21 protein-coding genes and 1 other annotated feature are annotated in these 20,041 nt (G+C 50.8%); of the genes, 20 read left to right on the forward strand and 1 reads right to left on the reverse strand.

Annotated elements, in window-relative coordinates:
• Positions 1 to 12: 12 nt before the first annotated feature.
• Positions 13 to 1,794, reverse strand: a complete 1,782-nt coding sequence (locus tag ACYUJT_RS23865) for a cache domain-containing sensor histidine kinase (RefSeq protein ID WP_460327138.1) — start codon at positions 1,792 to 1,794, stop codon at positions 13 to 15.
• Positions 1,795 to 2,010: 216 nt separating this feature from the next.
• Here ACYUJT_RS23865 and ACYUJT_RS23870 point away from each other — a divergent pair, with 216 nt between their 5' ends.
• From ACYUJT_RS23870 to rpoB, 20 genes are all read left to right on the forward strand, one after another.
• Complete coding sequence (locus ACYUJT_RS23870; protein ID WP_460327140.1) at positions 2,011 to 3,099, forward strand: PIN domain-containing protein; 1,089 nt, start codon at positions 2,011 to 2,013, stop codon at positions 3,097 to 3,099.
• A 102-nt stretch (positions 3,100 to 3,201) separates the two neighbouring features.
• A complete protein-coding gene (gene ispD / locus ACYUJT_RS23875) occupies positions 3,202 to 3,924 on the forward strand; it encodes a 2-C-methyl-D-erythritol 4-phosphate cytidylyltransferase (protein ID WP_460327142.1) in 723 nt (240 codons plus the stop codon).
• On the forward strand, positions 3,921 to 4,409 hold the full coding sequence (ispF, locus tag ACYUJT_RS23880; RefSeq protein WP_460327144.1) for a 2-C-methyl-D-erythritol 2,4-cyclodiphosphate synthase: 489 nt from the start codon (positions 3,921 to 3,923) through the stop codon (positions 4,407 to 4,409). The genes ispD and ispF overlap by 4 nt, the downstream gene beginning before the upstream one ends.
• A gap of 47 nt (positions 4,410 to 4,456) precedes the next feature.
• Complete coding sequence (gene gltX, locus ACYUJT_RS23885) at positions 4,457 to 5,920, forward strand: glutamate--tRNA ligase (RefSeq protein ID WP_460327246.1); 1,464 nt, start codon at positions 4,457 to 4,459, stop codon at positions 5,918 to 5,920.
• Positions 5,921 to 6,244: 324 nt separating this feature from the next.
• The gene (locus tag ACYUJT_RS23890) at positions 6,245 to 6,430 is read left to right on the forward strand and encodes a hypothetical protein (RefSeq protein WP_460327146.1); all 186 of its coding nucleotides are present in this window, start codon (positions 6,245 to 6,247) and stop codon (positions 6,428 to 6,430) included.
• Between the two features lie 40 nt (positions 6,431 to 6,470).
• A complete protein-coding gene (gene cysE, locus ACYUJT_RS23895) occupies positions 6,471 to 7,130 on the forward strand; it encodes a serine O-acetyltransferase (protein ID WP_460327148.1) in 660 nt (219 codons plus the stop codon).
• A 36-nt stretch (positions 7,131 to 7,166) separates the two neighbouring features.
• Entirely contained in the window at positions 7,167 to 8,570 is a 1,404-nt protein-coding gene (gene cysS / locus ACYUJT_RS23900; protein WP_460327150.1) for a cysteine--tRNA ligase, read from the forward strand.
• Positions 8,567 to 9,121: a Mini-ribonuclease 3 gene (locus tag ACYUJT_RS23905; RefSeq protein WP_460327152.1), complete on the forward strand. Its 555-nt coding sequence runs from the start codon at positions 8,567 to 8,569 to the stop codon at positions 9,119 to 9,121. Before cysS ends, ACYUJT_RS23905 begins: the two co-directional genes overlap by 4 nt.
• A gap of 66 nt (positions 9,122 to 9,187) precedes the next feature.
• Positions 9,188 to 9,940 (forward strand): 23S rRNA (guanosine(2251)-2'-O)-methyltransferase RlmB, encoded by a 753-nt coding sequence (gene rlmB, locus ACYUJT_RS23910; RefSeq protein ID WP_460327155.1) that lies wholly within the window; start codon positions 9,188 to 9,190, stop codon positions 9,938 to 9,940.
• Positions 9,941 to 9,945: 5 nt separating this feature from the next.
• Positions 9,946 to 10,467, forward strand: a complete 522-nt coding sequence (locus ACYUJT_RS23915) for an NYN domain-containing protein (RefSeq protein WP_460327157.1) — start codon at positions 9,946 to 9,948, stop codon at positions 10,465 to 10,467.
• Between the two features lie 159 nt (positions 10,468 to 10,626).
• Entirely contained in the window at positions 10,627 to 11,280 is a 654-nt protein-coding gene (gene sigH, locus ACYUJT_RS23920) for an RNA polymerase sporulation sigma factor SigH (protein ID WP_392391549.1), read from the forward strand.
• 363 nt (positions 11,281 to 11,643) lie between these two features.
• Entirely contained in the window at positions 11,644 to 11,793 is a 150-nt protein-coding gene (gene rpmG / locus ACYUJT_RS23925; protein WP_071784256.1) for a 50S ribosomal protein L33, read from the forward strand.
• A 21-nt stretch (positions 11,794 to 11,814) separates the two neighbouring features.
• Positions 11,815 to 12,006 (forward strand): preprotein translocase subunit SecE, encoded by a 192-nt coding sequence (secE, locus tag ACYUJT_RS23930; RefSeq protein ID WP_055105057.1) that lies wholly within the window; start codon positions 11,815 to 11,817, stop codon positions 12,004 to 12,006.
• A 23-nt stretch (positions 12,007 to 12,029) separates the two neighbouring features.
• Positions 12,030 to 12,563 carry a transcription termination/antitermination protein NusG gene (nusG, locus tag ACYUJT_RS23935; RefSeq protein WP_055105058.1) on the forward strand — a complete coding sequence of 178 codons (534 nt, stop codon included), beginning with the start codon at positions 12,030 to 12,032 and terminating at the stop codon, positions 12,561 to 12,563.
• Between the two features lie 70 nt (positions 12,564 to 12,633).
• Positions 12,634 to 13,059 carry a 50S ribosomal protein L11 gene (gene rplK, locus ACYUJT_RS23940; protein WP_460327162.1) on the forward strand — a complete coding sequence of 142 codons (426 nt, stop codon included), beginning with the start codon at positions 12,634 to 12,636 and terminating at the stop codon, positions 13,057 to 13,059.
• 122 nt (positions 13,060 to 13,181) lie between these two features.
• Positions 13,182 to 13,874, forward strand: coding sequence for a 50S ribosomal protein L1 (gene rplA / locus ACYUJT_RS23945; protein ID WP_460327165.1), 693 nt, complete (start codon positions 13,182 to 13,184; stop codon positions 13,872 to 13,874).
• Positions 13,875 to 13,954: 80 nt separating this feature from the next.
• Positions 13,955 to 14,109, forward strand: a sequence feature (ribosomal protein L10 leader region).
• Positions 14,110 to 14,237: 128 nt separating this feature from the next.
• Positions 14,238 to 14,747, forward strand: coding sequence for a 50S ribosomal protein L10 (gene rplJ / locus ACYUJT_RS23950; RefSeq protein ID WP_460327167.1), 510 nt, complete (start codon positions 14,238 to 14,240; stop codon positions 14,745 to 14,747).
• A 66-nt stretch (positions 14,748 to 14,813) separates the two neighbouring features.
• A complete protein-coding gene (gene rplL / locus ACYUJT_RS23955) occupies positions 14,814 to 15,179 on the forward strand; it encodes a 50S ribosomal protein L7/L12 (RefSeq protein ID WP_460327170.1) in 366 nt (121 codons plus the stop codon).
• A 192-nt stretch (positions 15,180 to 15,371) separates the two neighbouring features.
• Positions 15,372 to 15,968 carry a class I SAM-dependent methyltransferase gene (locus ACYUJT_RS23960; RefSeq protein ID WP_460327172.1) on the forward strand — a complete coding sequence of 199 codons (597 nt, stop codon included), beginning with the start codon at positions 15,372 to 15,374 and terminating at the stop codon, positions 15,966 to 15,968.
• A gap of 368 nt (positions 15,969 to 16,336) precedes the next feature.
• Complete coding sequence (rpoB, locus tag ACYUJT_RS23965; RefSeq protein ID WP_460327174.1) at positions 16,337 to 19,882, forward strand: DNA-directed RNA polymerase subunit beta; 3,546 nt, start codon at positions 16,337 to 16,339, stop codon at positions 19,880 to 19,882.
• Positions 19,883 to 20,041: the final 159 nt, after the last annotated feature.

A 20,041-nucleotide genomic window follows, 5' to 3' on the forward strand; every position in this document is an offset into this window, starting at 1 on the left:
GGTTCAGATGAATTATTCTTGCTGTTGGATCATGACCGTAACGCAGGTCCCTTGATTTAGCTCGCTTGCATAGGATAATCCACATTTAGGGCCGTACTGCATGCGCAGCCGCATTTGGACGTTCCGCACGCCGTATCCGATCTGTGAATGCTCAGATTCCGGATTCTCGAGGCTTTGGGTGATTTCGGCGAGACGTTCGGCGGGCATGCCCACACCGTTATCGGTCACCTGGAATCGGATTTGTCCATGCTGAAAAGTGCCCGTTACGCGGATCTCTCCTTTTTTACGCTGCTGCTTAACACCATGATAGAGAGCATTCTCCAGCAAAGGCTGGAGCGTCAGCTTAAGAATTTTATAAGGATACAGCGCGGGATCCACATCGATTTCATAATCGAAATCGTCCCCGTATCGCATGTGCTGAATGTATAAGTAATTTTCGATGTGCTCCAGCTCTTCCTTGATCGTAATGATCTCGATCCCCCGGCTGATGCTGATCCGGTAATAGTTGGACATCGCCTGCACCATTTTGCTCGCGTCGTCGGCTAATCCCATATCGCACAGCTGCCGGATGGAATATAAGGTGTTATACAGGAAGTGGGGCTGGATTTGCGCTTGCAGCACCTTGAACTCCGCGTTTTTGACCTGGATTTGTTTGTGCTCCACTTGGAGGAGCAAGTCTTCGATCCGCAGGATCAAGTTTTGAATTCCACTGCTTAGCACGCCAATTTCATTCGGGAGTTCTTTGTCGAAATGAAGCTTTAAATTGCCGTTTCCAATTTTGTTGACGATACGTGTCAGCTTAATTAGCGGCTGGGTCAGCAGCCTCGCTAAAATCATCGAGAAAAACATGGCGAAAATGATCATAATGCCCATGGATACAAGGGTGACGTACTTGATCGACTCGATTTTTAGCAGCAGTTCATTTCTTGGAAAAACAGCGGCGATGCGCCATTTATTAATTTCTATCGTGTCGTAGAGAACGACTAAATTAACGCCGTCTGCGCTTTTGATCTCTTCCATGCCGGAGGGGGAGGCGGACAGCTGAATCTTGTTAATGACCTCGGGTTGAAGAGAGTAGCGATTATCCACGGGTTTGAAGTAAATATCGCTATCCGGGCTAATCAGCATTAAGTAACCGCTTTCAATAATTTGCGGACTGGCGAGAAAATCGGTAAAGAACTGCTCATTTAACTGAAACAGAATGAATCCGTCCGGATGCGTCCGGTGATTGTCGATGAATTTGTACATACTGATGAACGTGACCTGCTCATCTGTCTGATCGGCATCAGCATCAGCTTCTACTTGCTGAAATCCTTTCCACTGTACGATTACCGAGTTGGGGTCATAATCGCTGAAAGGAATATAGTCGTAATCGTAGGTGGTATAGTAGTCGTATTTTTTCTGAAAAATCGTTTGTCCGTTGTTGAGAGAGACGTAAATCGTATCGACGATGGAGTAATAGTCTGAATAAATTTTGTTCAGCTTCGCGTTGATCGTGACATGATCCTCCGGGGTCAGCGTGTAATCCGGGTCCTGAAGCTTTTTGATGAGCATGTTCAAATCATAGTCTTTGGATAAAATATTGAGTTCCGTAAACAGGGCAGTTAAGCGATCGTTAATAAAATGGCTGGTTTGGGCTACTGTATTGCTGATGCTCGTATAAGCATTTTCTTTCAGCTGCTCCGCGGCCAATTGATAGGATATGAGCCCGGATAACAGGATAAATGCAGAAATCGTCGGCACAAACAGCCATAATATGGTCGTTCGTAAAGAGCGGAATCGAGGGAATCTCATATTTACGCTTCCTTTCGTGCAGCGATCATTTGCGAGGGCATCATGACAGCCGATTGTCCAGAGTTATATGAAAGAATAGCATGCTGATATGGATTAGGGAAGTAGAAAACGCCAGGAGATGCTTGCTTGGAAATATTTTTCAACCGAAGATTACGCCTCCAAAAATTGGATCATACTGGATAAAGAACATACTAAATTTTGGAGGTGAAGAGAGACATGGTCAAAAGATGGTTCATGACCCTGTCCGCTATATGCGGGGCATGGCTCGGGTATACGATGGAGGGGCTGACCGGCTTGTTTCCGGGGCCGCTGCGCGCCTGGTTTGGCGGGATGAGTCCTCTGGCGTCGCATCTGCTGCTTGCGGCTGCAGGAGCAATTTTGGGCGCATTCATGTTCTCCCTTGTTGCGGATATCGCATCCGCACGAATCAGACGGTGGATCGAAGCGATTACGGAAATACCGATGAATGAAATGATGGCCGGCGCGGCCGGATTGACTGCAGGACTTCTACTATCTTTAATGGTCTACCCCGTATTGTCCTTGCTGGGGTCTATGGAGAGTTTTGCGCAGTTCGCGGTATCGGCGCTGTTCGGCTATATGGGGCTGACAGTGGGGCTGGCGAAGAAGGAAGAGCTCTCCTCGTTCTGGAAATCAGGCAAATGGGGGAGTGCTGGACAAGGGGAAGAACGAAAGCTGGAGGAGCATAAAATTCTTGACACCAGCGTCATTATTGATGGGCGGATCGCTGATATTTGCAAGACGGGGTTTATTGAAGGAACGATCGTCATTCCCGAATTCGTACTGGAGGAACTGCAGCATATCGCTGATTCTTCGGATTTGCTCAAGCGCAACCGCGGGCGGCGCGGGCTCGATATTTTGAATAAAATCCAGAAGGAGCTGGACGTTAAAGTCATGATCTACGAAGGGGATTTCGAGGAAATCTCCGAAGTGGACAGCAAGCTGGTCAAATTGGCCAAGGTGCTCCAGGGTAAGGTGGTTACAAATGATTTCAACTTGAACAAGGTGTGCGAGCTCCAGGGCGTGTCCGTCCTCAATATCAACGATTTGGCGAATGCCGTTAAGCCGGTCGTGCTGCCGGGAGAAGAGATCATGGTTCAGGTCATCAAAGACGGCAAGGAGCATGGTCAAGGGGTGGCCTATCTGGATGACGGCACGATGATCGTCGTTGAAGGGGGCCGGGATTACATCGGAACCATTACCGAGGTGCTAGTCACCAGTGTGCTGCAAACTTCAGCGGGCCGGATGATTTTCGCCAAACCAAAACTGTTGGAAAAAGCCCAGTAAAAGCGGTATGATGGGAGTATCTGCGCAGCGCTGGCGGGTCCCCTGAAGCGGGATGGCCAGACCAGATAGCTCGCGCAATTCCAACGGATGAGGCAGGGAAGCATGGTGGCACAAGCAAACAGCGCCGGAGCCGGAGCGATCATCGTCGCGGCCGGGCGCGGTACACGCATGGGTACGAAGGAAAGCAAACAGTATCTCATGCTGCAGGACAAGCCGATCATCGTTCACACGCTGGAGGTGTTTGACCGCCATCCTCTGATTACTGAGATCGTCCTTGTGACCGGTGAGCAGGATGTAGAGCGGGTTCAGGCGTGGATCGATGAATATGGCATCACAACTCCAATTAAAGTTATTCCGGGCGGCGCCGAGCGTCAGCACTCCGTATACCAAGGGCTGCTTCAACTAAGCTCAACTTGGGTACTGGTGCATGACGGCGTCCGCCCTTTTGTCACGGAAGAACAGGTCACTGCCTGCTATGAAGCTGCAGTTAAGCATCAGGCGGCCGTGCTGGCCGTGCCGGTGAAGGATACGGTCAAGCAAGTGGATGAGCAGGGCTGGGTGACTGCGACGCCGGACCGGCGCAGCCTTTGGGCCATTCAGACGCCGCAGGCTTTTCGCCGCGCGGATCTCCTGCAGGCCCATGAAGAGGCCGCCAAGGATGGGTTCGTGGGCACCGATGATTCGATGCTTATAGAGCGGCTGGGTATTCCGGTTCGCGTAGTAGAAGGTGCGTACAGCAACATTAAAATCACTACGCCGGACGATTTGGATTACGCGGAGTTTGTCCGCGGGCAGAAGGAAGCTAGAGGGAGAGGTAACGGATGATTAGAATTGGACAAGGATTTGACGTGCATCAGCTCGTAGAGGACAGACCTTGCATTATCGGTGGGGTAACGATACCTTTCGAGAAAGGGCTTCTGGGTCATTCCGACGCGGATGTGCTGCTGCATGCAATCACGGATGCAGTGCTTGGGGCGCTCGGGCTAGGAGATATCGGCAGGCATTTTCCCGATACGGACCCGGCCTATAAGGACGCGGACAGCTTGAAGCTTCTGGAGCGGGTGTGGGCTATGGCTGTGGAACGCGGCTACCGCCTTGGGAACTTGGACGCGACCATTATCGCCCAGCGTCCGAAAATGGCTCCGTATATCCCGCAAATGGTCGAGGTTATTGCTGGCGCGCTGCAGGCGGAACCGGAGCTCGTGAACGTAAAGGCGAGCACGACGGAGCAGCTCGGCTTCAACGGGCGAGGGGAAGGCATTACCACTTTGTGTGTTGTATGCCTGACGAAAGATATGCTATCATCTTAAAATAATTTTTGAAGATTCGATTCGCTATTCATTTCAGGAGGGGATTCATTATGACGGAGGTTCGCGTGCGTTATGCTCCGAGTCCGACGGGGCATTTACATATCGGAAATGCGAGAACCGCGCTGTTTAACTATTTGTTTGCGAGACATCACGGGGGTAAAATGATCATCCGCATCGAGGATACCGACGTGAAGCGCAATGTTGCCGGCGGGGAAGAGAACCAGCTGACTTATTTGAAGTGGCTCGGCATCGATTGGGATGAGAGCGTTGACGTCGGCGGAGACTACGGTCCGTATCGCCAGACCGAGCGGCTGGATATTTACCGCAAATATTGGGAGGAGCTTCTCGACAAAGGGCTGGCCTACCGTTGCTATTGCACGGAAGAGGAGCTGGAGCAGGAGCGCGAGGAGCAGATGGCCCGCGGAGAGACGCCGCGCTATTCCGGCAAGCACAGGGATTTGACGCCGGAGCAATGCGCGGCTTACGAAGCCGAGGGGCGGCAGGCAAGCATCCGCTTCCGCGTGCCGGAGGGACGCACGTATACGTTCGATGATTTGGTCAAAGGGCAGATCACGTTCCAATCCGAGACGAGCGGCGATTTCGTCATCGTCAAGAAGGATGGCATTCCAACCTATAACTTCGCGGTCGTGCTCGATGATCACCTGATGAACATTACGCATGTGCTTCGCGGAGAAGATCACGTATCTAACACGCCGCGCCAGTTGATGATCTATGAGGCGTTCGGCTGGGAGCCGCCGGTGTTCGGCCATATGACGCTCATCGTCGGCGAGAACCACAAGAAGCTGAGCAAACGCGACGAATCGGTTATCCAGTTTATCGAGCAGTACGATGATCTGGGATATTTGCCGGAAGCGATGTTCAACTTCATCACGCTGCTCGGCTGGTCGCCGGAAGGCGAAGAGGAGATCTTCTCGAAGGAAGAGCTGGTCTCGATTTTCGATGCGAAGCGGCTGTCCCGCAGCCCTGCCGTGTTCGATACGAACAAGCTCGCACACTTGAATAACCATTACATCAAGAATGCCGACCCTGAACGCATTGCTGCGCTTGCGATTCCGCATTTGCAGAAGGCTTCGCGCCTGCCTGCTGAGCTTACGCCGGAGCAAGAGGCTTGGGCCAAGGCATTGGTTGCCCTGTACCAGGAGCAGATGACCGCTGCCTCCGACATCGTCGAGCTGTCCGATCTGTTCTTCCGCACGCATTTGGAGCTTGATGCGGAGGCAGCAGTCGTTCTGGCCGGAGAGCAGGTGCTGGAAGTGCTGAGCGCTTTCCTCGCGAAGGTTGAGACGCTCGCCGATTATACGGCCGAGAACATCGCCGCGCTGATCAAAGAGGTGCAGAAAGAGACCGGGCATAAAGGCAAGAACCTGTTCATGCCGATTCGCGTTGCTTTGACCGGTCAAATGCACGGCCGCGATTTGAACCAGACGATTTATTTGCTTGGCCAAGACCGGACGATCGATCGGCTGAAGGCGCAAATCCGCGGGGCTTAGTCGATAAATCAAATGTTGTCATTTTTGGAGCCTTTCGGGTAATATATAGACAGATGAATTGAATTACCCCTATATCTTGTAAATGCATAGATCGGGAGAAGTACGACAGACCATTGTATTGTCCAGAGAGGATAACCGAGGAGCCGACAAGCGGCACCGGGGTGGAAGTTATCTCAATACATGCTTCGGAAATGCACCCGGGAGCAGTGAAGTTGAGCGCGGTCTTGGCTTAGCGTGACGGTGATGAACCGCATGTGAAGAGCCTGGCGCAGGTAGATTTTGCCGCATCGTCCCCGTTAAGGACGCCAAGAGGGATAGAGGAACGTGAAAACCGTTGTGCCTGCGGGCAGGCAGCGGGAGTCCGGCCTTGCGTCCGAAGCAGAGTGGAACCGCGCGTCAAGCGTCTCTGCAGCGAAAGCTGCAGGGGCGCTTTTTTTTGCAGATATTTTGCAGACAACTATAGAGATAATCACGGGAGGACTGGAGTCTTCTCACACCGCGCAAGGTTAAGAGCAAGACGAGAGACCGGAAGAGAAAAGAGGGAAGCATGATGTTTACAAGGATAAGATCCGATATTCAAGCCGTTTTCGATAACGACCCGGCTGCTAGAAGCTGGTTCGAGGTCATTTTCACCTACTCCGGGCTGCATGCCATATGGAGCCATCGGCTGGCGCATGCTTTCTATCGTCACCGGTGGTTTACGATCGCCCGGATCATTTCGCAGACCAGCCGCTTTTTTACGGGAATCGAGATTCACCCGGGAGCGCGGATCGGCAATCGGCTATTCATTGACCATGGCATGGGCGTAGTCATTGGGGAAACTTGCGAAATAGGGGACGATGTGGTTATCTATCAAGGGGTTACGCTGGGCGGGAGCGGTAAGGAGAAGGGCAAGCGCCACCCGACCATTGGCAACAACGTCGTCATCGGATCGGGTGCTAAAATTCTCGGTTCCTTCAAAATCGGGGACCAATCGAATATCGGGGCCAATTCCGTTGTCCTGAAGGAAGTGCCGTCTGAGAGCACGGTGGTCGGGATTCCCGGCAAAGTGGTGCGTCTTCGCGGGAAGCCGCTTGACCGGCTTAGCCATCAGCTTCCAGACCCGGTCATCGATTCGATGAAGGCGCTGCAGCGACAGATCGAAGAGCTGCAATCTGAGCTTACCGATCTGAAAGGGCAGTTGCGCCAAGAGCATGTGACATCAGAGTAAATCATACCAACAACAGCTTGCGAAAGGAACGTGAGTATGGCACTGCAAATATATAACACATTGACCCGTATGAAAGAAACCTTTGTGAGCCGGGAGCCGGGCAAGGCGAACGTTTATGTGTGCGGCCCGACCGTATACGGTTATATCCATATCGGGAATGCGCGTCCGATGATCTTTTTTGATGTGGTAAGAAACTATTTGGAGAATCAGAAATATGAGGTCAATTATGTCGTCAATTTTACCGATGTGGACGACAAGCTGATCCGTAAAGCCGAAGAAATGAACACGACGGTGCCTGAAGTGGCGGAAAAGTTCATTAAGGCGTATTACGAGGACTTGGATGGCCTCGATATTCCCCGGGCGACCGCTAATCCCCGTGTAACGGACAGCATGGAGACCATCATTGACTTCATCAAGGACCTGGAGAGCAAGGGGTACGCATACGCCAGCGGCGGGGATGTCTTCTTCCGGACGAAGAAATTCCCAGATTACGGCAAGCTGTCCGGCCAGAATCTGGCGGAGCTGCAGTTCGGCATCCGCATTGACGTCGATGAGCGCAAGGAGAATCCCGAGGACTTCGTGCTCTGGAAGGCGGCGAAGCCAGGAGAAATCCACTGGTCAAGTCCGTGGGGCGAAGGCAGACCGGGCTGGCATATCGAATGCTCTGCGATGTCACGTGAGCTGCTCGGCGATACGCTCGACATTCACGGCGGCGGGCAAGATCTTCAATTCCCGCATCACGAATGCGAAATCGCTCAATCGGAAGCGGCAACCGGCAAACCGCTTGCAAGTTATTGGATGCATAATGGTTATATTAATATCGATGGCGAAAAAATGTCGAAATCACTCGGCAACGGCGTGCTCGTCAAGGACCTGCGGACCGAATATAAATGCGAGGCCATCCGCTATTTCATGCTGTCGACGCATTACCGCAACCCGCTCAACTTCTCGGAGAAGATTATGGAGCAGGCCGAACGGAGTGTGGAGCGCATCGCTAATACCGTTAGCAATTTGCGCCATCGGCTGCAGACAGCTGCCGCGGGTACGGACGAAGTTACGCCCGAGTGGGAGGCGAAGCTGCACGAAATTTGGACGCTGTTTCATGCGAAGATGCAGGACGATTTCAATACGCCGGATGCCATCACTGCGGTATTCGAGTGGGTGAACGAAGTGAATTCCCTGCTGCAGCGCCCGGTCGTCAGCCGGGCCGACCTGGAAGCAGCGCAGAAGTTGTTCGCCGAGATGAACGGCGTGCTGCGCGTCGCCAAAGAGGAAGAGGCGGATTTACTGGATGATGACGTGGATGCGCTGATCGTCGAACGGACTGAGGCGCGCAAAGCCAAGAACTGGGCCCGGGCCGACGAAATCCGCGATCTGCTTGACGCTAAAGGCATCATCCTCGAGGATACGCCGCAGGGCATGAGATGGCGGCGGAAATGAGCGGACATGGGTACGAGGAAGGGAACGATAAGGTGAGCGGCGAGGTACTGGATGAAGGGCTTGCTGAGAAACGAGAAGCGGCTTGTGAGGAGGCAGAGGGGATAAGAGCCCCTTCAGCTTCAGACGGCGCTTTGGCCGCGCTTTGGTTCCCCGATCCGCCGTCCAAGCCGGCGAGGCTGCTGCCGCCGCTGGCGCTGGCCTATATCGGAGACGCCGTATACGAGGTTGCCGTGCGCCAGCATGTCATAGCCCGGCCAAACCTGCGTCCGCACCATCTGCACCGCGAGTCGACGAAGTTCGTCTCCGCCAAGGCGCAAGCCAGGCTGCTCGCGCTTATCGAGCCCCAGCTTACGGAGCAAGAGCAGGATGTGGTGAGGCAAGGGCGGAATGCGAAATCCGGAACGGTTCCCAAAAATGCGGACGTGCTCGATTATCGTCATGCGACGGCCTTTGAGAGCTTGGTCGGCTACCTCTATTATACCGGGGCGCATGATCGTCTCCGGGGACTGATCTTACAGGGCTTCGAACTGCTGGAACAGGATAACGGTTAACGATAAGATTAAATTACAACAAGGGAAACGAAGCGGAATTGCTCGAAATCCCCGGGAGGATGTCGTATGGACGATCAAGAATGGATCGGCGGGAAGCATTCGCTGCTGGAAGCGATGCGGGCCGGACGGACGATCAATAAAATATGGGTTGCGGAAGGTGCCCAGAAGCATTTGACCCAGCCGATTATCGCTGAGGCCAAAAAACATGGAATCATCGTGCAATTTGTCGACAAGCGCAAGCTGGATCAAATGGCGCCTGGCCTTCAGCACCAAGGGGTTGTCGCACAGGTTGCCCCTTATGCTTATGCCGAAGTGGAAGATCTCCTGCAGAGGGCGGAGGAGCGGGGAGAGCCCCCTTTTCTGCTGATTTTGGATGAAATTGAAGACCCCCACAACTTAGGGTCGATTCTTCGTACGGCAGAATGTACCGGCGTGCATGGGGTGATTATCCCGAAACGCCGCTCTGCGTCCATAACGGCTACGGTGTCGAAGACGTCGGCTGGTGCAGTGGAATACGTGCCGGTAGCCCGAGTGACGAATCTGGCCCAGACGATGGAGCAGCTGAAGGAAGCTGGTGTATGGATCGCCGGTACGGATGTGGATGCCAAAGAGGACATGTACGCCTCAGGCCAGGTGCTTTCTGGAGCTGTTGCTATCGTGATCGGCAATGAGAACAAGGGAATGGGGCGTCTTGTTCGCGAGAAATGCGATGTCCTGCTTAAGCTGCCTATGGCGGGAAGACTTAACTCTCTGAACGCTTCGGTCGCGGCGGGCGTTATTATGTACGAAGCGCTGCGCAGACGCCGCGCCCAAGGTTAGGCGGCATGCGCGAAATGCGCGACATCCTTCTGGTGGATGGCTACAACATGATTGGCGGATGGCCCGAGCTTGCCGCACTGTCCAGGGTGGGAATGCAAGAGGCCCGCGACCGTCTGTTGGAGAGGCTGGCCAATCATCAAGCCTTCTCCGGAAGGAGAGTGATCGTGGTATTCGATGCCTATCGCGTGCCCGGTCTGGGGAAATCTTTTAAACAGAGTCAGGTAGAGGTTCATTTTACGAAAGAGAAAGAAACGGCGGATGAATCCATCGAACGCCTGGTTCGCGAGCTGTCGCACCGGCGCAGGCAAATCTACGTCGCCACGAACGATACAGTAGAGCAGCATGTTATATTTGGACAGGGAGCACTTCGGGTCTCAGCGCGGGAATTGCTGAACCAAGTCGAAGAGAATGAGAGAGAGATTCAATCAAAAATTGCCGAACGCAGCTCCAAATCAAGTCGAAATAGTATTGATGCCAAGCTTAGCCCAGAGGTACGGATGCTGTTTGAACGTTGGCGCAGGGAATGAAGGGGCAATAATAAGTTATCCTTCCAAATGCTCTTGACAAAGTTCGACCTTACATCTTTTGGTACTTTTATAGTTGACGCTAATATACGCCATCATATATACTGATCGTATTACTTGACTGAAGTGACGGGGCACCGTGCGTTGCAGCCGGAGGGATTTGTGGTGAGTGTCAATCTCGAGACGTGGGTTAGGTTTGACTATGAGATCCAAAGTGACGAAGACATTGTCGAAGCGGTCCGCGAAGGCGACAGTGAAGCGCTAGAGTACTTGATCAACAAGTACCGGAGTTTCGTGCGCGCAAAGGCTAGATCCTATTTTCTGATTGGCGCTGACCGGGAGGATATTATCCAGGAAGGGATGATCGGCCTATATAAGGCGATCCGGGACTTTCGTGGTGACAAGCTTGCCTCGTTCAAGGCGTTCGCTGAGTTATGCATAACTCGGCAAATCATTACAGCGATCAAGACGGCAACGCGGCAGAAGCATATTCCGCTGAATTCGTATGTATCTTTGGACAAGCCGATCTATGATGAGGATTCGGATCGGACGTTGTTGGATGTCATTTGTGGTTCCCAGGTATGTGATCCGGAAGAATTGATCATTAACCAGGAAGAGTTCGTTGGTTTGGAAGATAAAATGTCGGAAATTCTTAGCGACTTGGAACGCAAAGTGTTGATGCTGTATCTGGATGGACGATCGTACCAGGAAATTGCAGTGGATTTAGATCGCCATGTTAAGTCGATTGACAATGCCCTGCAGCGAGTAAAACGCAAATTGGAACGATATTTGGAAGTTCGTGATGGAGCGGTATAAGGCAGCTGTGCAGATAGCACGGCCCATTGAACAGAATAGCCAGCGCAAAGACGACTATGACTATAGTCGTTCTTTTTTTAAATTATAGAATTGATGATTTGTAATTTATGGAAAGTGGGAAACCGTCAAATATGTTGCCGATAGCCGGAACATTTAGTAGGATAAGTTCAGATAAGGGTTTATCTTGGAAAACGATGTGTTATACTGTTAATAATCGAATAAAGAGAAGCTCGAAGCCTCGTTGACATGGATATGGCCTTATGATAAAGTGTTTTAGGTAGGCCTAAATTTGCGTTTTTTGGATGTTTAGGCTCAATTAAGAGACTTCTCAAATTTGATGAAGGTCTTCGGGAGGTGCACATCATGCGGGTAATTATTACGTTAGCTTGTACGAATTGCAAACAAAGAAACTACACAACGACGAAGAACAAGCGTAACCACCCCGACCGCATGGAGATGAAGAAATTTTGCAAGTTTTGTAACGAGCAAGTTCCTCATCGCGAAACCAGATAGTCTGTGGAGGTGTAGTCGCGTATGAAACGAAGTTTCAAATCGTTGTTCTCTTTTTTCTCTGAAAGCTGGGCTGAGCTTAAAAAGGTTCGCTGGCCTAATCGTAAAGAGCTGACCAATTATACGATGATTGTGCTCGGTACAATTGTAGTAGTCGCGATTTATTTTTGGGTACTTGATATCGGCATCTCCGCTGTGATCGAAGCGATAATTTAAGAAGGGTCCATAGGTGGCTTGATATGGAGAAAAGATGGTATGTAGTACATACCTATTCTGGGTATGAGAACAAAGTCAAAGCCAATTTGGAGAAACGCGTTGAGTCCATGGGCATGGAAGACAAGATATTCCGCGTGCTTGTTCCGATGGAAGAAGAAGTGGTGAACAAAGACGGGAAGAAGAAGACCGTCATGCGTAAAGTTTACCCCGGTTATGTCTTGGTGGAAATGATCCAGACCGATGATTCTTGGTACGTTGTCCGCAACACGCCAGGAGTTACGGGATTCGTTGGCTCGACAGGTTCCGGTTCCAAACCGACTCCGCTGCTTCCTGAAGAAGTAGATCAGATTTTGCGGCATATGGGCATGGAAGAACCGAAGCCAGTCATCGATTTCGAAGTCAAAGAATCCGTACGTATCAAGGTTGGCCCGTTTGCTAATTTTGTCGGATCGATTGAAGAAATTCTCGTCGACAAGAGCAAACTCAAGGTACACGTCAACATGTTTGGACGAGAAACCCCGCTTGAACTAGATTACACTCAAGTGGAAAAGATATAGGTTTCTTAGGTTTTTTCGTGGGAGGGGAGAAATTCCCGTCGACCACTATTAGGGCAAGGAGGTGTCTTACATGGCAAAAAAGGTTATCAAAATGGTAAAGCTGCAAATTCCCGCAGGTAAAGCGAATCCTGCACCTCCGGTAGGTCCGGCGCTGGGTCAAGCAGGTGTCAACATCATGGCATTCTGTAAAGAGTTTAACGCTCGTACTGCCGATCAAGCAGGTTTGATTATTCCGGTTGAAATCTCGGTGTTTGAAGACCGTTCTTTCACTTTCATCACCAAGACTCCACCAGCTGCCGTTCTGCTTCGCGTTGCTGCGAAAGTCGAGAAGGGATCCGGTGAACCGAACAAGAAGAAAGTAGCTACCGTTAAACGCGACGATGTTCGTCAAATTGCGGAGCAAAAAATGCAAGACCTTAACGCAGCTTCTGTTGAAGCAGCTATGCGTATGGTCGAAGGTACTGCTCGCAGTATGGGTATCGCTATCCAAGACTAATTCTTGGGGCGACCGAGCAACGAAAGTTGCCTCTAAATTGCATATTAGCCTTAGGGTGACTATGTAATTTAGAGATCAGTGGGAGGAATTTCCGCTAACACCACACAAGGAGGAAAATTAACATGGCTAAACACGGTAAGAAATACCTTGAAGCTGCTAAGCTGATCGATAGCGAAGCAACTTATGAGCCTTCCGAAGCCGTTGAATTGGTTAAGAAGGCAGCAAGCGCTAAATTCGACGAAACCGTTGAAGTAGCAGTTCGTTTGGGCGTAGACCCGCGTAAACAAGACCAAGCCGTTCGCGGTATCGTTGTCCTGCCTCACGGCACGGGTAAAACGCAACGCGTATTGGTATTCGCCAAAGGTGAGAAAGCGAAAGAAGCGGAAGCGGCTGGAGCAGACTTCGTTGGCGATCAGGACATGATCAACAAAATTCAACAAGGCTGGTTCGACTTCGACGTCTGCGTAGCGACACCAGACATGATGAGTGAAGTTGGTAAACTTGGACGCTTGCTCGGTGGTAAAGGCCTTATGCCTAACCCTAAAGCTGGTACGGTTACGTTTGACGTAGCTAAAGCGGTTCAAGAAATCAAAGCGGGTAAAATCGAATACCGTTTGGATAAAGCAGGCCAAATTCATGCGCCGATCGGCAAAGTATCTTTCAATGCCGAACAGCTTGACGAGAACCTGAAGGCTCTCATCGACGCATTGAACCGTGCTAAACCGGCTGCTGCCAAAGGTGTTTACTTGAAGAACATCGCGGTTTCTTCCACGATGGGACCAAGTGCTCGCGTTAACGCAGCTGCATTCAGATAATACCTCCCGCATTTCGTGGGAAAGGGTTTGACATATGTTCTTTCCCTTGGTATACTGAACAAGTTGTTTTGAAAAGTAATTAAATTTGAATATGCTTACCGTAGACAGTAGGTGCCCCGCAAGGCTTAATTTCCTACCGAGGTGTTGTGATAGAACGTCAACATGCTGCAGGATAACTGTGGAATGATGATTCATCAGGCCTTCGTGATTCTACGAAGGCTTTTTTGTGGGCTGTGGACGGACCTCGGTTCGTCAGGTTCTTTAAAAGTCTTTCTAGAGCGAGGTTATGAACCGCTACGGAAGGGGACGTTAGCCGGGAACAAACCGGCCCGTACCCAGCATATCTATCAGGAGGTGTACAGTTTGGCAAACGCAAAAGTGATTCAAGCAAAGCAGGAAGCCGTTGACGTGGTTACAGCTAAGCTTCGCGAGAGCGCAGCAACCGTTGTTGCTGACTACCGTGGACTTAACGTTACTCAAGTTACGGAACTGCGTAAACAGCTTCGTGAAGCTGGCGTAGAATTCCAAGTACTGAAAAACACGCTCGTTCGCCGTGCAACTGCGGCTGCGGAACTTTCTGAACTGGACGAAGTATTGACTGGTCCTACAGCAATCGCGTTCAGTGCTGACGATGCAGTAGCTCCGGCTAAAATCATCAGCGATTTCGCAAAGAAGAACGACGCGCTTAAAGTAAAAGGTGGCGTGGTTGAAGGCCGTGTAGTCGGCGTCGACCAAATCAAAGAGCTCGCGGATCTTCCTTCCCGCGAAGGTCTCCTTTCGATGCTCCTCAGCGTGCTTCAAGCTCCAGTTCGCAACTTCGCGCTGGCAGTCAAAGCCGTTGCAGAGAAAGAAGAAGGCAGCGCAAGCGCGTAAGCTTGCTTTTCATGCAGTAAGTTAATGAATTTAAACTCATATCAACTATAAAATGGAGGTTCTACCATGAGCAAAGAAACAATTTTAGAAGCAATTAAAGGTATGTCCGTTCTTGAACTGAACGACTTGGTTAAAGCAATCGAAGAAGAATTCGGCGTAACTGCAGCAGCTCCTGTTGTTGTAGCTGGCGGCGGCGGCGGTGCTGCTGAAGCAGCTGAGCAATCCGAGTTCGATGTAATCCTGACTAGCGCTGGTGCATCCAAAATCAACGTTATCAAAGTTGTTCGCGAAATCACAGGTCTTGGCCTGAAAGAAGCGAAAGAACTTGTTGACAACGCTCCGAAACCACTGAAAGAAAAAGTGGGCAAAGAAGAAGCAGAAGCAGTAAAAGCAAAATTGGAAGAAGCAGGCGCAACTATCGAAGTAAAATAGTTCTTCGTCTCTTCTATGACAACCCCCTTGAACCAAGTTCAAGGGGGTTGTTTGCAAGTGCATGAACTTTGGCATGTATCCTGTCATATGAAAATGGAAATAAACATGATGATTCTAGGTTAAAATGGAATGACAAGATTAATTCAATATATCTGATTTCGCTGTAAGACTTATTAGGTGGAGGTACGCCAGATGGCAGATCACTATTATACCAATCAACCTTCTACGGCACATGACCGGAAAATTTGGGATGCTCAATTACGTGGACAGAAATTTCGTTTCATTAGCGATGCAGGGGTTTTTGCGAAAGGCGGAGTAGATTACGGGAGCAAAGTGTTGATTGAAGCGATGGATATTCCGGAAGCAGCGCAGGTGCTTGATGTCGGCTGCGGTTATGGCCCCATCGGACTCACGGCAGCGAGGCTTGCCAACCGCGGCCACGTCACGATGGTCGACGTCAACCAGAGAGCGGTTGAGCTCGCGAAGGAGAATGCGGCGAATAATAAAGTAGATAACGTAACGATCAGGGAAAGCGATCTGTTCGCGGCGCTAGGGGAACAGCAATTTGACGTAATATTGACGAACCCGCCTATTCGGGCTGGTAAGGAAATTGTTCATGCCATATTCGAAGGGGCCTGTGCCCGGCTGCGCGAGGGTGGAGCTCTGTGGATCGTGATACAGAAGAAGCAAGGGGCGCCATCGGCGAGAGAGAAGCTGGAGTCGTTGTTTGGGCAGGTTGAGGAAGTAACGAAGGACAAAGGATACAGAGTGTATCGGGCGGTAAAATAAAAACAGCCTTGGAATCAAAGCAGAAAAAGGTTGACTCGAAAGCCTGGTTGTGATATTATTATAAAATGTCAGTATTAGGATGGACTCTGTAGCTTTAGTTTGCTGAAATGTCAAGGGTTTTTAGGAAATAATGAATAAAATCACCTTGTTTAACGTATAATGTGTACATTTTGGGCAAATCTACTGAATACAGGGGATGTTAGGCAGAAACGACACGGATAATGGTGCTCTTTTTTCGAAAGCATTCGATAAGGGCTTTTCTTTATTTGTGCAGCAGCTGCAATCCGTCTTGAACCTATTATATAGGTGCAAACACGGGTTCGCAATGTATTTTTTTAAAGTGAGTAGACATGAGGGGTGAGTATAAGTTGGCAGGACATCTTGTTCAATATGGTCGACGCACTCGGCGGAGTTATGCACGAATTAACGAGGTACTCGAAGTTCCGAACCTGATCGAAATCCAACAGAAATCCTATGATTGGTTCCTGGAGGAAGGTCTCCGTGAAATGTTCCAAGACATTTCGCCGATTCAGGATTTTACCGGAAATTTGGTGTTGGAATTTATCGATTACAGCCTCGGTGAACCGAAGTATACGGTTGACGATGCGAAGGAACGAGACGTGACGTATGCGGCTCCGCTTCGGGTTAAAGTCCGGCTGATTAACAAAGAAACCGGCGAAGTCAAAGAGCAGGAAGTGTTTATGGGAGATTTCCCGCTGATGACGGAAACCGGCACCTTTATTATTAACGGTGCGGAACGGGTTATTGTCAGCCAGTTGGTGCGCTCTCCTAGCGTCTATTTCAGTACGAAAATCGATAAGAACGGCAAGAAGACGTATACTGCCACAGTGATTCCAAACCGCGGTGCATGGCTGGAGCTTGAGATGGACGCGAAGGACATTATCTATGTCCGGATCGACCGTACTCGTAAAATTCCAGTAACCGTGCTGCTTCGTGCGCTTGGCTTCGGTACGGATGCTGAAATATTGGATTTGCTGGGCAATGATGAATATATCCGCAACACACTGGACAAAGACAACACGGACTCCACGGAGAAAGCGCTGATCGAGATTTATGAGCGCCTCCGTCCGGGCGAACCGCCGACGCTTGATAATGCGAAGAGCTTGCTGGTGGCTCGTTTCTTTGATCCGAAACGCTATGACCTGGCCAATGTCGGCCGTTACAAAATCAATAAGAAGCTTCATATCAAGAACCGTCTATTCAATCAGCGTCTCGCTGAGAGCTTGATTGATACCAATACGGGTGAAATTGTTGCTGAAGCGGGCCAAATCGTTGATCGCCGTCTATTGGACGAGATCCTTTCTTACTTGGAGGAAGGTGTTGGCTTCAAGAACTATCACGTAGCTAACGGCGTTCTTGATTCCGTCGATGTGCCTCTGCAAACGGTCGATATTTTCTCGCCGATTGAAGATGGCAAGGTCGTTAAGGTTATCGCGAACCGCAATATCGACAAATCGGTCAAGCACATTACGCCAGCCGATATCATTTCGTCGATCAGCTACTTCTTGAATCTGTTGCATGGTGTCGGTGATACAGATGATATCGACCACCTCGGCAACCGCCGTCTGCGTTCTGTTGGCGAACTGCTGCAGAACCAGTTCCGCATCGGTTTGTCCCGGATGGAACGCGTTGTGCGCGAGAGAATGTCGATTCAGGATGCGAACGTAATTACGCCGCAGGCGCTCATTAATATCCGTCCGGTTATCGCGTCGATTAAGGAGTTCTTCGGAAGCTCCCAGTTGTCCCAGTTCATGGACCAGACGAACCCGCTTGCTGAGCTGACGCATAAACGCCGTCTCTCCGCGCTGGGGCCTGGTGGTCTGACTCGTGAACGTGCGGGCTTTGAGGTTCGCGACGTTCACCACAGTCATTATGGCCGGATGTGTCCGATCGAGACGCCGGAGGGGCCGAACATCGGTCTGATCAACTCCCTTTCGACGTTTGCCCGCATTAACGAGTACGGCTTCATCGAAGCGCCGTATCGCTGGGTCGATCCGAAGACGGGTAAAGTTACCGATCAAATCGCTTATTTGACGGCAGATGAAGAAGATAACTACATCATTGCGCAAGCGAATGCTGTTCTTAACGAAGACAGTACGTTCCAGGATGAGAACGTTATTGTTCGTTACAACAAGCAGTCGGATAACATCCTGACGATGCCGAGCGAGCGCGTCGACTACATGGACGTATCGCCGAAGCAGGTTGTATCCGTAGCTACCGCATTGATCCCGTTCCTGGAGAATGATGACTCCAACCGTGCGCTGATGGGTTCGAACATGCAGCGGCAAGCCGTGCCGCTTCTGATTCCTAAAGCTCCGCTTGTGGGTACGGGTATGGAACATAAAGCCGCAAAAGATTCCGGTGTATGTATTGTGTCCAAATACGATGGAATTATCGAGCGTTCCGCAGCGAACGAAGTCTGGCTGCGCCGCGTTGAAGCCGTGGATGGCAAGGAAGTGCGCGGTGACCTTGTTAAACATAAATTACACAAATTTATGCGTTCGAACCAAGGAACTTGCATTAACCAGCGTCCAATTGTTAAACGCGGTGATGTGATCAAAAAAGGTGATATTCTTGCTGATGGTCCGTCCACGGAAATGGGCGAATTGGCGCTGGGCCGCAACGTTGTCGTTGCCTTCATGACTTGGGAAGGCTACAACTATGAGGATGCGATTTTGCTTAGCGAGAAGCTCGTGAAGGAAGATGTATACACTTCTATTCACATTGAAGAATATGAGTCCGAAGCCCGCGACACGAAGCTGGGACCTGAGGAAATCACCCGCGATATTCCGAACGTAGGGGAAGAGGCGCTTCGCAATCTGGATGAGCGCGGCATTATCCGCGTAGGTGCGGAAATCAGCGCTGGCGATATTCTCGTCGGTAAAGTGACGCCGAAGGGCGTGACGGAACTGACGGCGGAAGAACGCTTGCTGCATGCCATCTTCGGCGAGAAGGCGCGTGAAGTTCGCGATACTTCACTGCGTGTTCCACACGGAACGGACGGAATCGTCGTTGACGTCAAGGTGTTTACGCGTGAGAACGGCGATGAATTGCCGCCGGGCGTTAATCAGCTCGTTCGCGTCTACATTGCCCAGAAGCGTAAAATCTCCGAAGGGGATAAAATGGCCGGACGTCACGGTAACAAAGGTGTCGTAGCCCGTATTCTGCCAGAGGAAGATATGCCGTTCATGCCGGACGGCACACCGGTTCAAGTCGTGCTCAACCCGCTTGGGGTTCCTTCGCGGATGAACATCGGACAGGTGCTGGAAATCCACCTTGGCATGGCCGCGCTTCAGCTCGGAATTCACGTTGCTACACCGGTATTCGACGGTGCAAACGAGTATGACGTGTTTGATACGATGGAAGAAGCCGGTATGCAGCGCAACGGTAAGACCGTGCTTTATGACGGAAGAACCGGCGAAAGATTTGAACGTGAAGTTACCGTTGGCGTCATGCACATGATTAAACTGGCGCACATGGTTGACGATAAAATCCATGCTCGCTCCACGGGTCCTTACTCACTGGTTACACAGCAGCCGCTCGGCGGTAAAGCCCAGTTCGGTGGACAGCGGTTCGGGGAGATGGAAGTGTGGGCGCTTGAAGCATACGGTGCAGCTTACACGCTCCAAGAAATCCTTACAGTTAAATCCGATGACGTCGTCGGTCGGGTGAAAACCTATGAATCGATCGTCAAAGGTGAGAATGTACCGGAACCTGGCGTGCCAGAATCGTTCAAGGTCTTGATTAAAGAGCTTCAAAGTTTAGGTATGGATGTTAAAATCCTGACCGAAAACGAAGAAGAGATCGAGATGAGAGAAATGGACGATGAAGAGGATGCGGCTGGAGATAAACTGAGCCTGAACCTGGAAGGCGCGGAAGTCGGCGTAGAATAACACCTGACGATATGCCGTCATGTGATAATGATAACCGCAGCAGAAGCTGCCTGCCTGGATTATCGGCCTACCTTTGGGAGGCCGATATTTCCCTAGACAGATAGATCGAATAGAGGGTGAAGATCAGTTATTTTGATCTATGTAGAATGCTAAAATCAG

This window comes from Paenibacillus sp. YSY-4.3 (assembly GCF_054767475.1).

Coding starts and splice junctions, on each gene's coding strand:
- ACYUJT_RS23870 (WP_460327140.1), top strand. CDS start 2,011: ATGGTCAAAAGATGGTTCATGACCCTGTCCGCTATATGCGGGGCATGG.
- ispD (WP_460327142.1), top strand. CDS start 3,202: ATGGTGGCACAAGCAAACAGCGCCGGAGCCGGAGCGATCATCGTCGCG.
- ACYUJT_RS23915 (WP_460327157.1), top strand. CDS start 9,946: ATGCGCGAAATGCGCGACATCCTTCTGGTGGATGGCTACAACATGATT.
- rplA (WP_460327165.1), top strand. CDS start 13,182: ATGGCTAAACACGGTAAGAAATACCTTGAAGCTGCTAAGCTGATCGAT.
- nusG (WP_055105058.1), top strand. CDS start 12,030: ATGGAGAAAAGATGGTATGTAGTACATACCTATTCTGGGTATGAGAAC.
- rlmB (WP_460327155.1), top strand. CDS start 9,188: ATGGACGATCAAGAATGGATCGGCGGGAAGCATTCGCTGCTGGAAGCG.
- ACYUJT_RS23865 (WP_460327138.1), bottom strand. CDS start 1,794: ATGAGATTCCCTCGATTCCGCTCTTTACGAACGACCATATTATGGCTG.
- rpmG (WP_071784256.1), top strand. CDS start 11,644: ATGCGGGTAATTATTACGTTAGCTTGTACGAATTGCAAACAAAGAAAC.
- ACYUJT_RS23905 (WP_460327152.1), top strand. CDS start 8,567: ATGAGCGGACATGGGTACGAGGAAGGGAACGATAAGGTGAGCGGCGAG.
- rplL (WP_460327170.1), top strand. CDS start 14,814: ATGAGCAAAGAAACAATTTTAGAAGCAATTAAAGGTATGTCCGTTCTT.
- secE (WP_055105057.1), top strand. CDS start 11,815: ATGAAACGAAGTTTCAAATCGTTGTTCTCTTTTTTCTCTGAAAGCTGG.
- rplK (WP_460327162.1), top strand. CDS start 12,634: ATGGCAAAAAAGGTTATCAAAATGGTAAAGCTGCAAATTCCCGCAGGT.
- cysE (WP_460327148.1), top strand. CDS start 6,471: ATGTTTACAAGGATAAGATCCGATATTCAAGCCGTTTTCGATAACGAC.
- cysS (WP_460327150.1), top strand. CDS start 7,167: ATGGCACTGCAAATATATAACACATTGACCCGTATGAAAGAAACCTTT.
- ACYUJT_RS23960 (WP_460327172.1), top strand. CDS start 15,372: ATGGCAGATCACTATTATACCAATCAACCTTCTACGGCACATGACCGG.
- ispF (WP_460327144.1), top strand. CDS start 3,921: ATGATTAGAATTGGACAAGGATTTGACGTGCATCAGCTCGTAGAGGAC.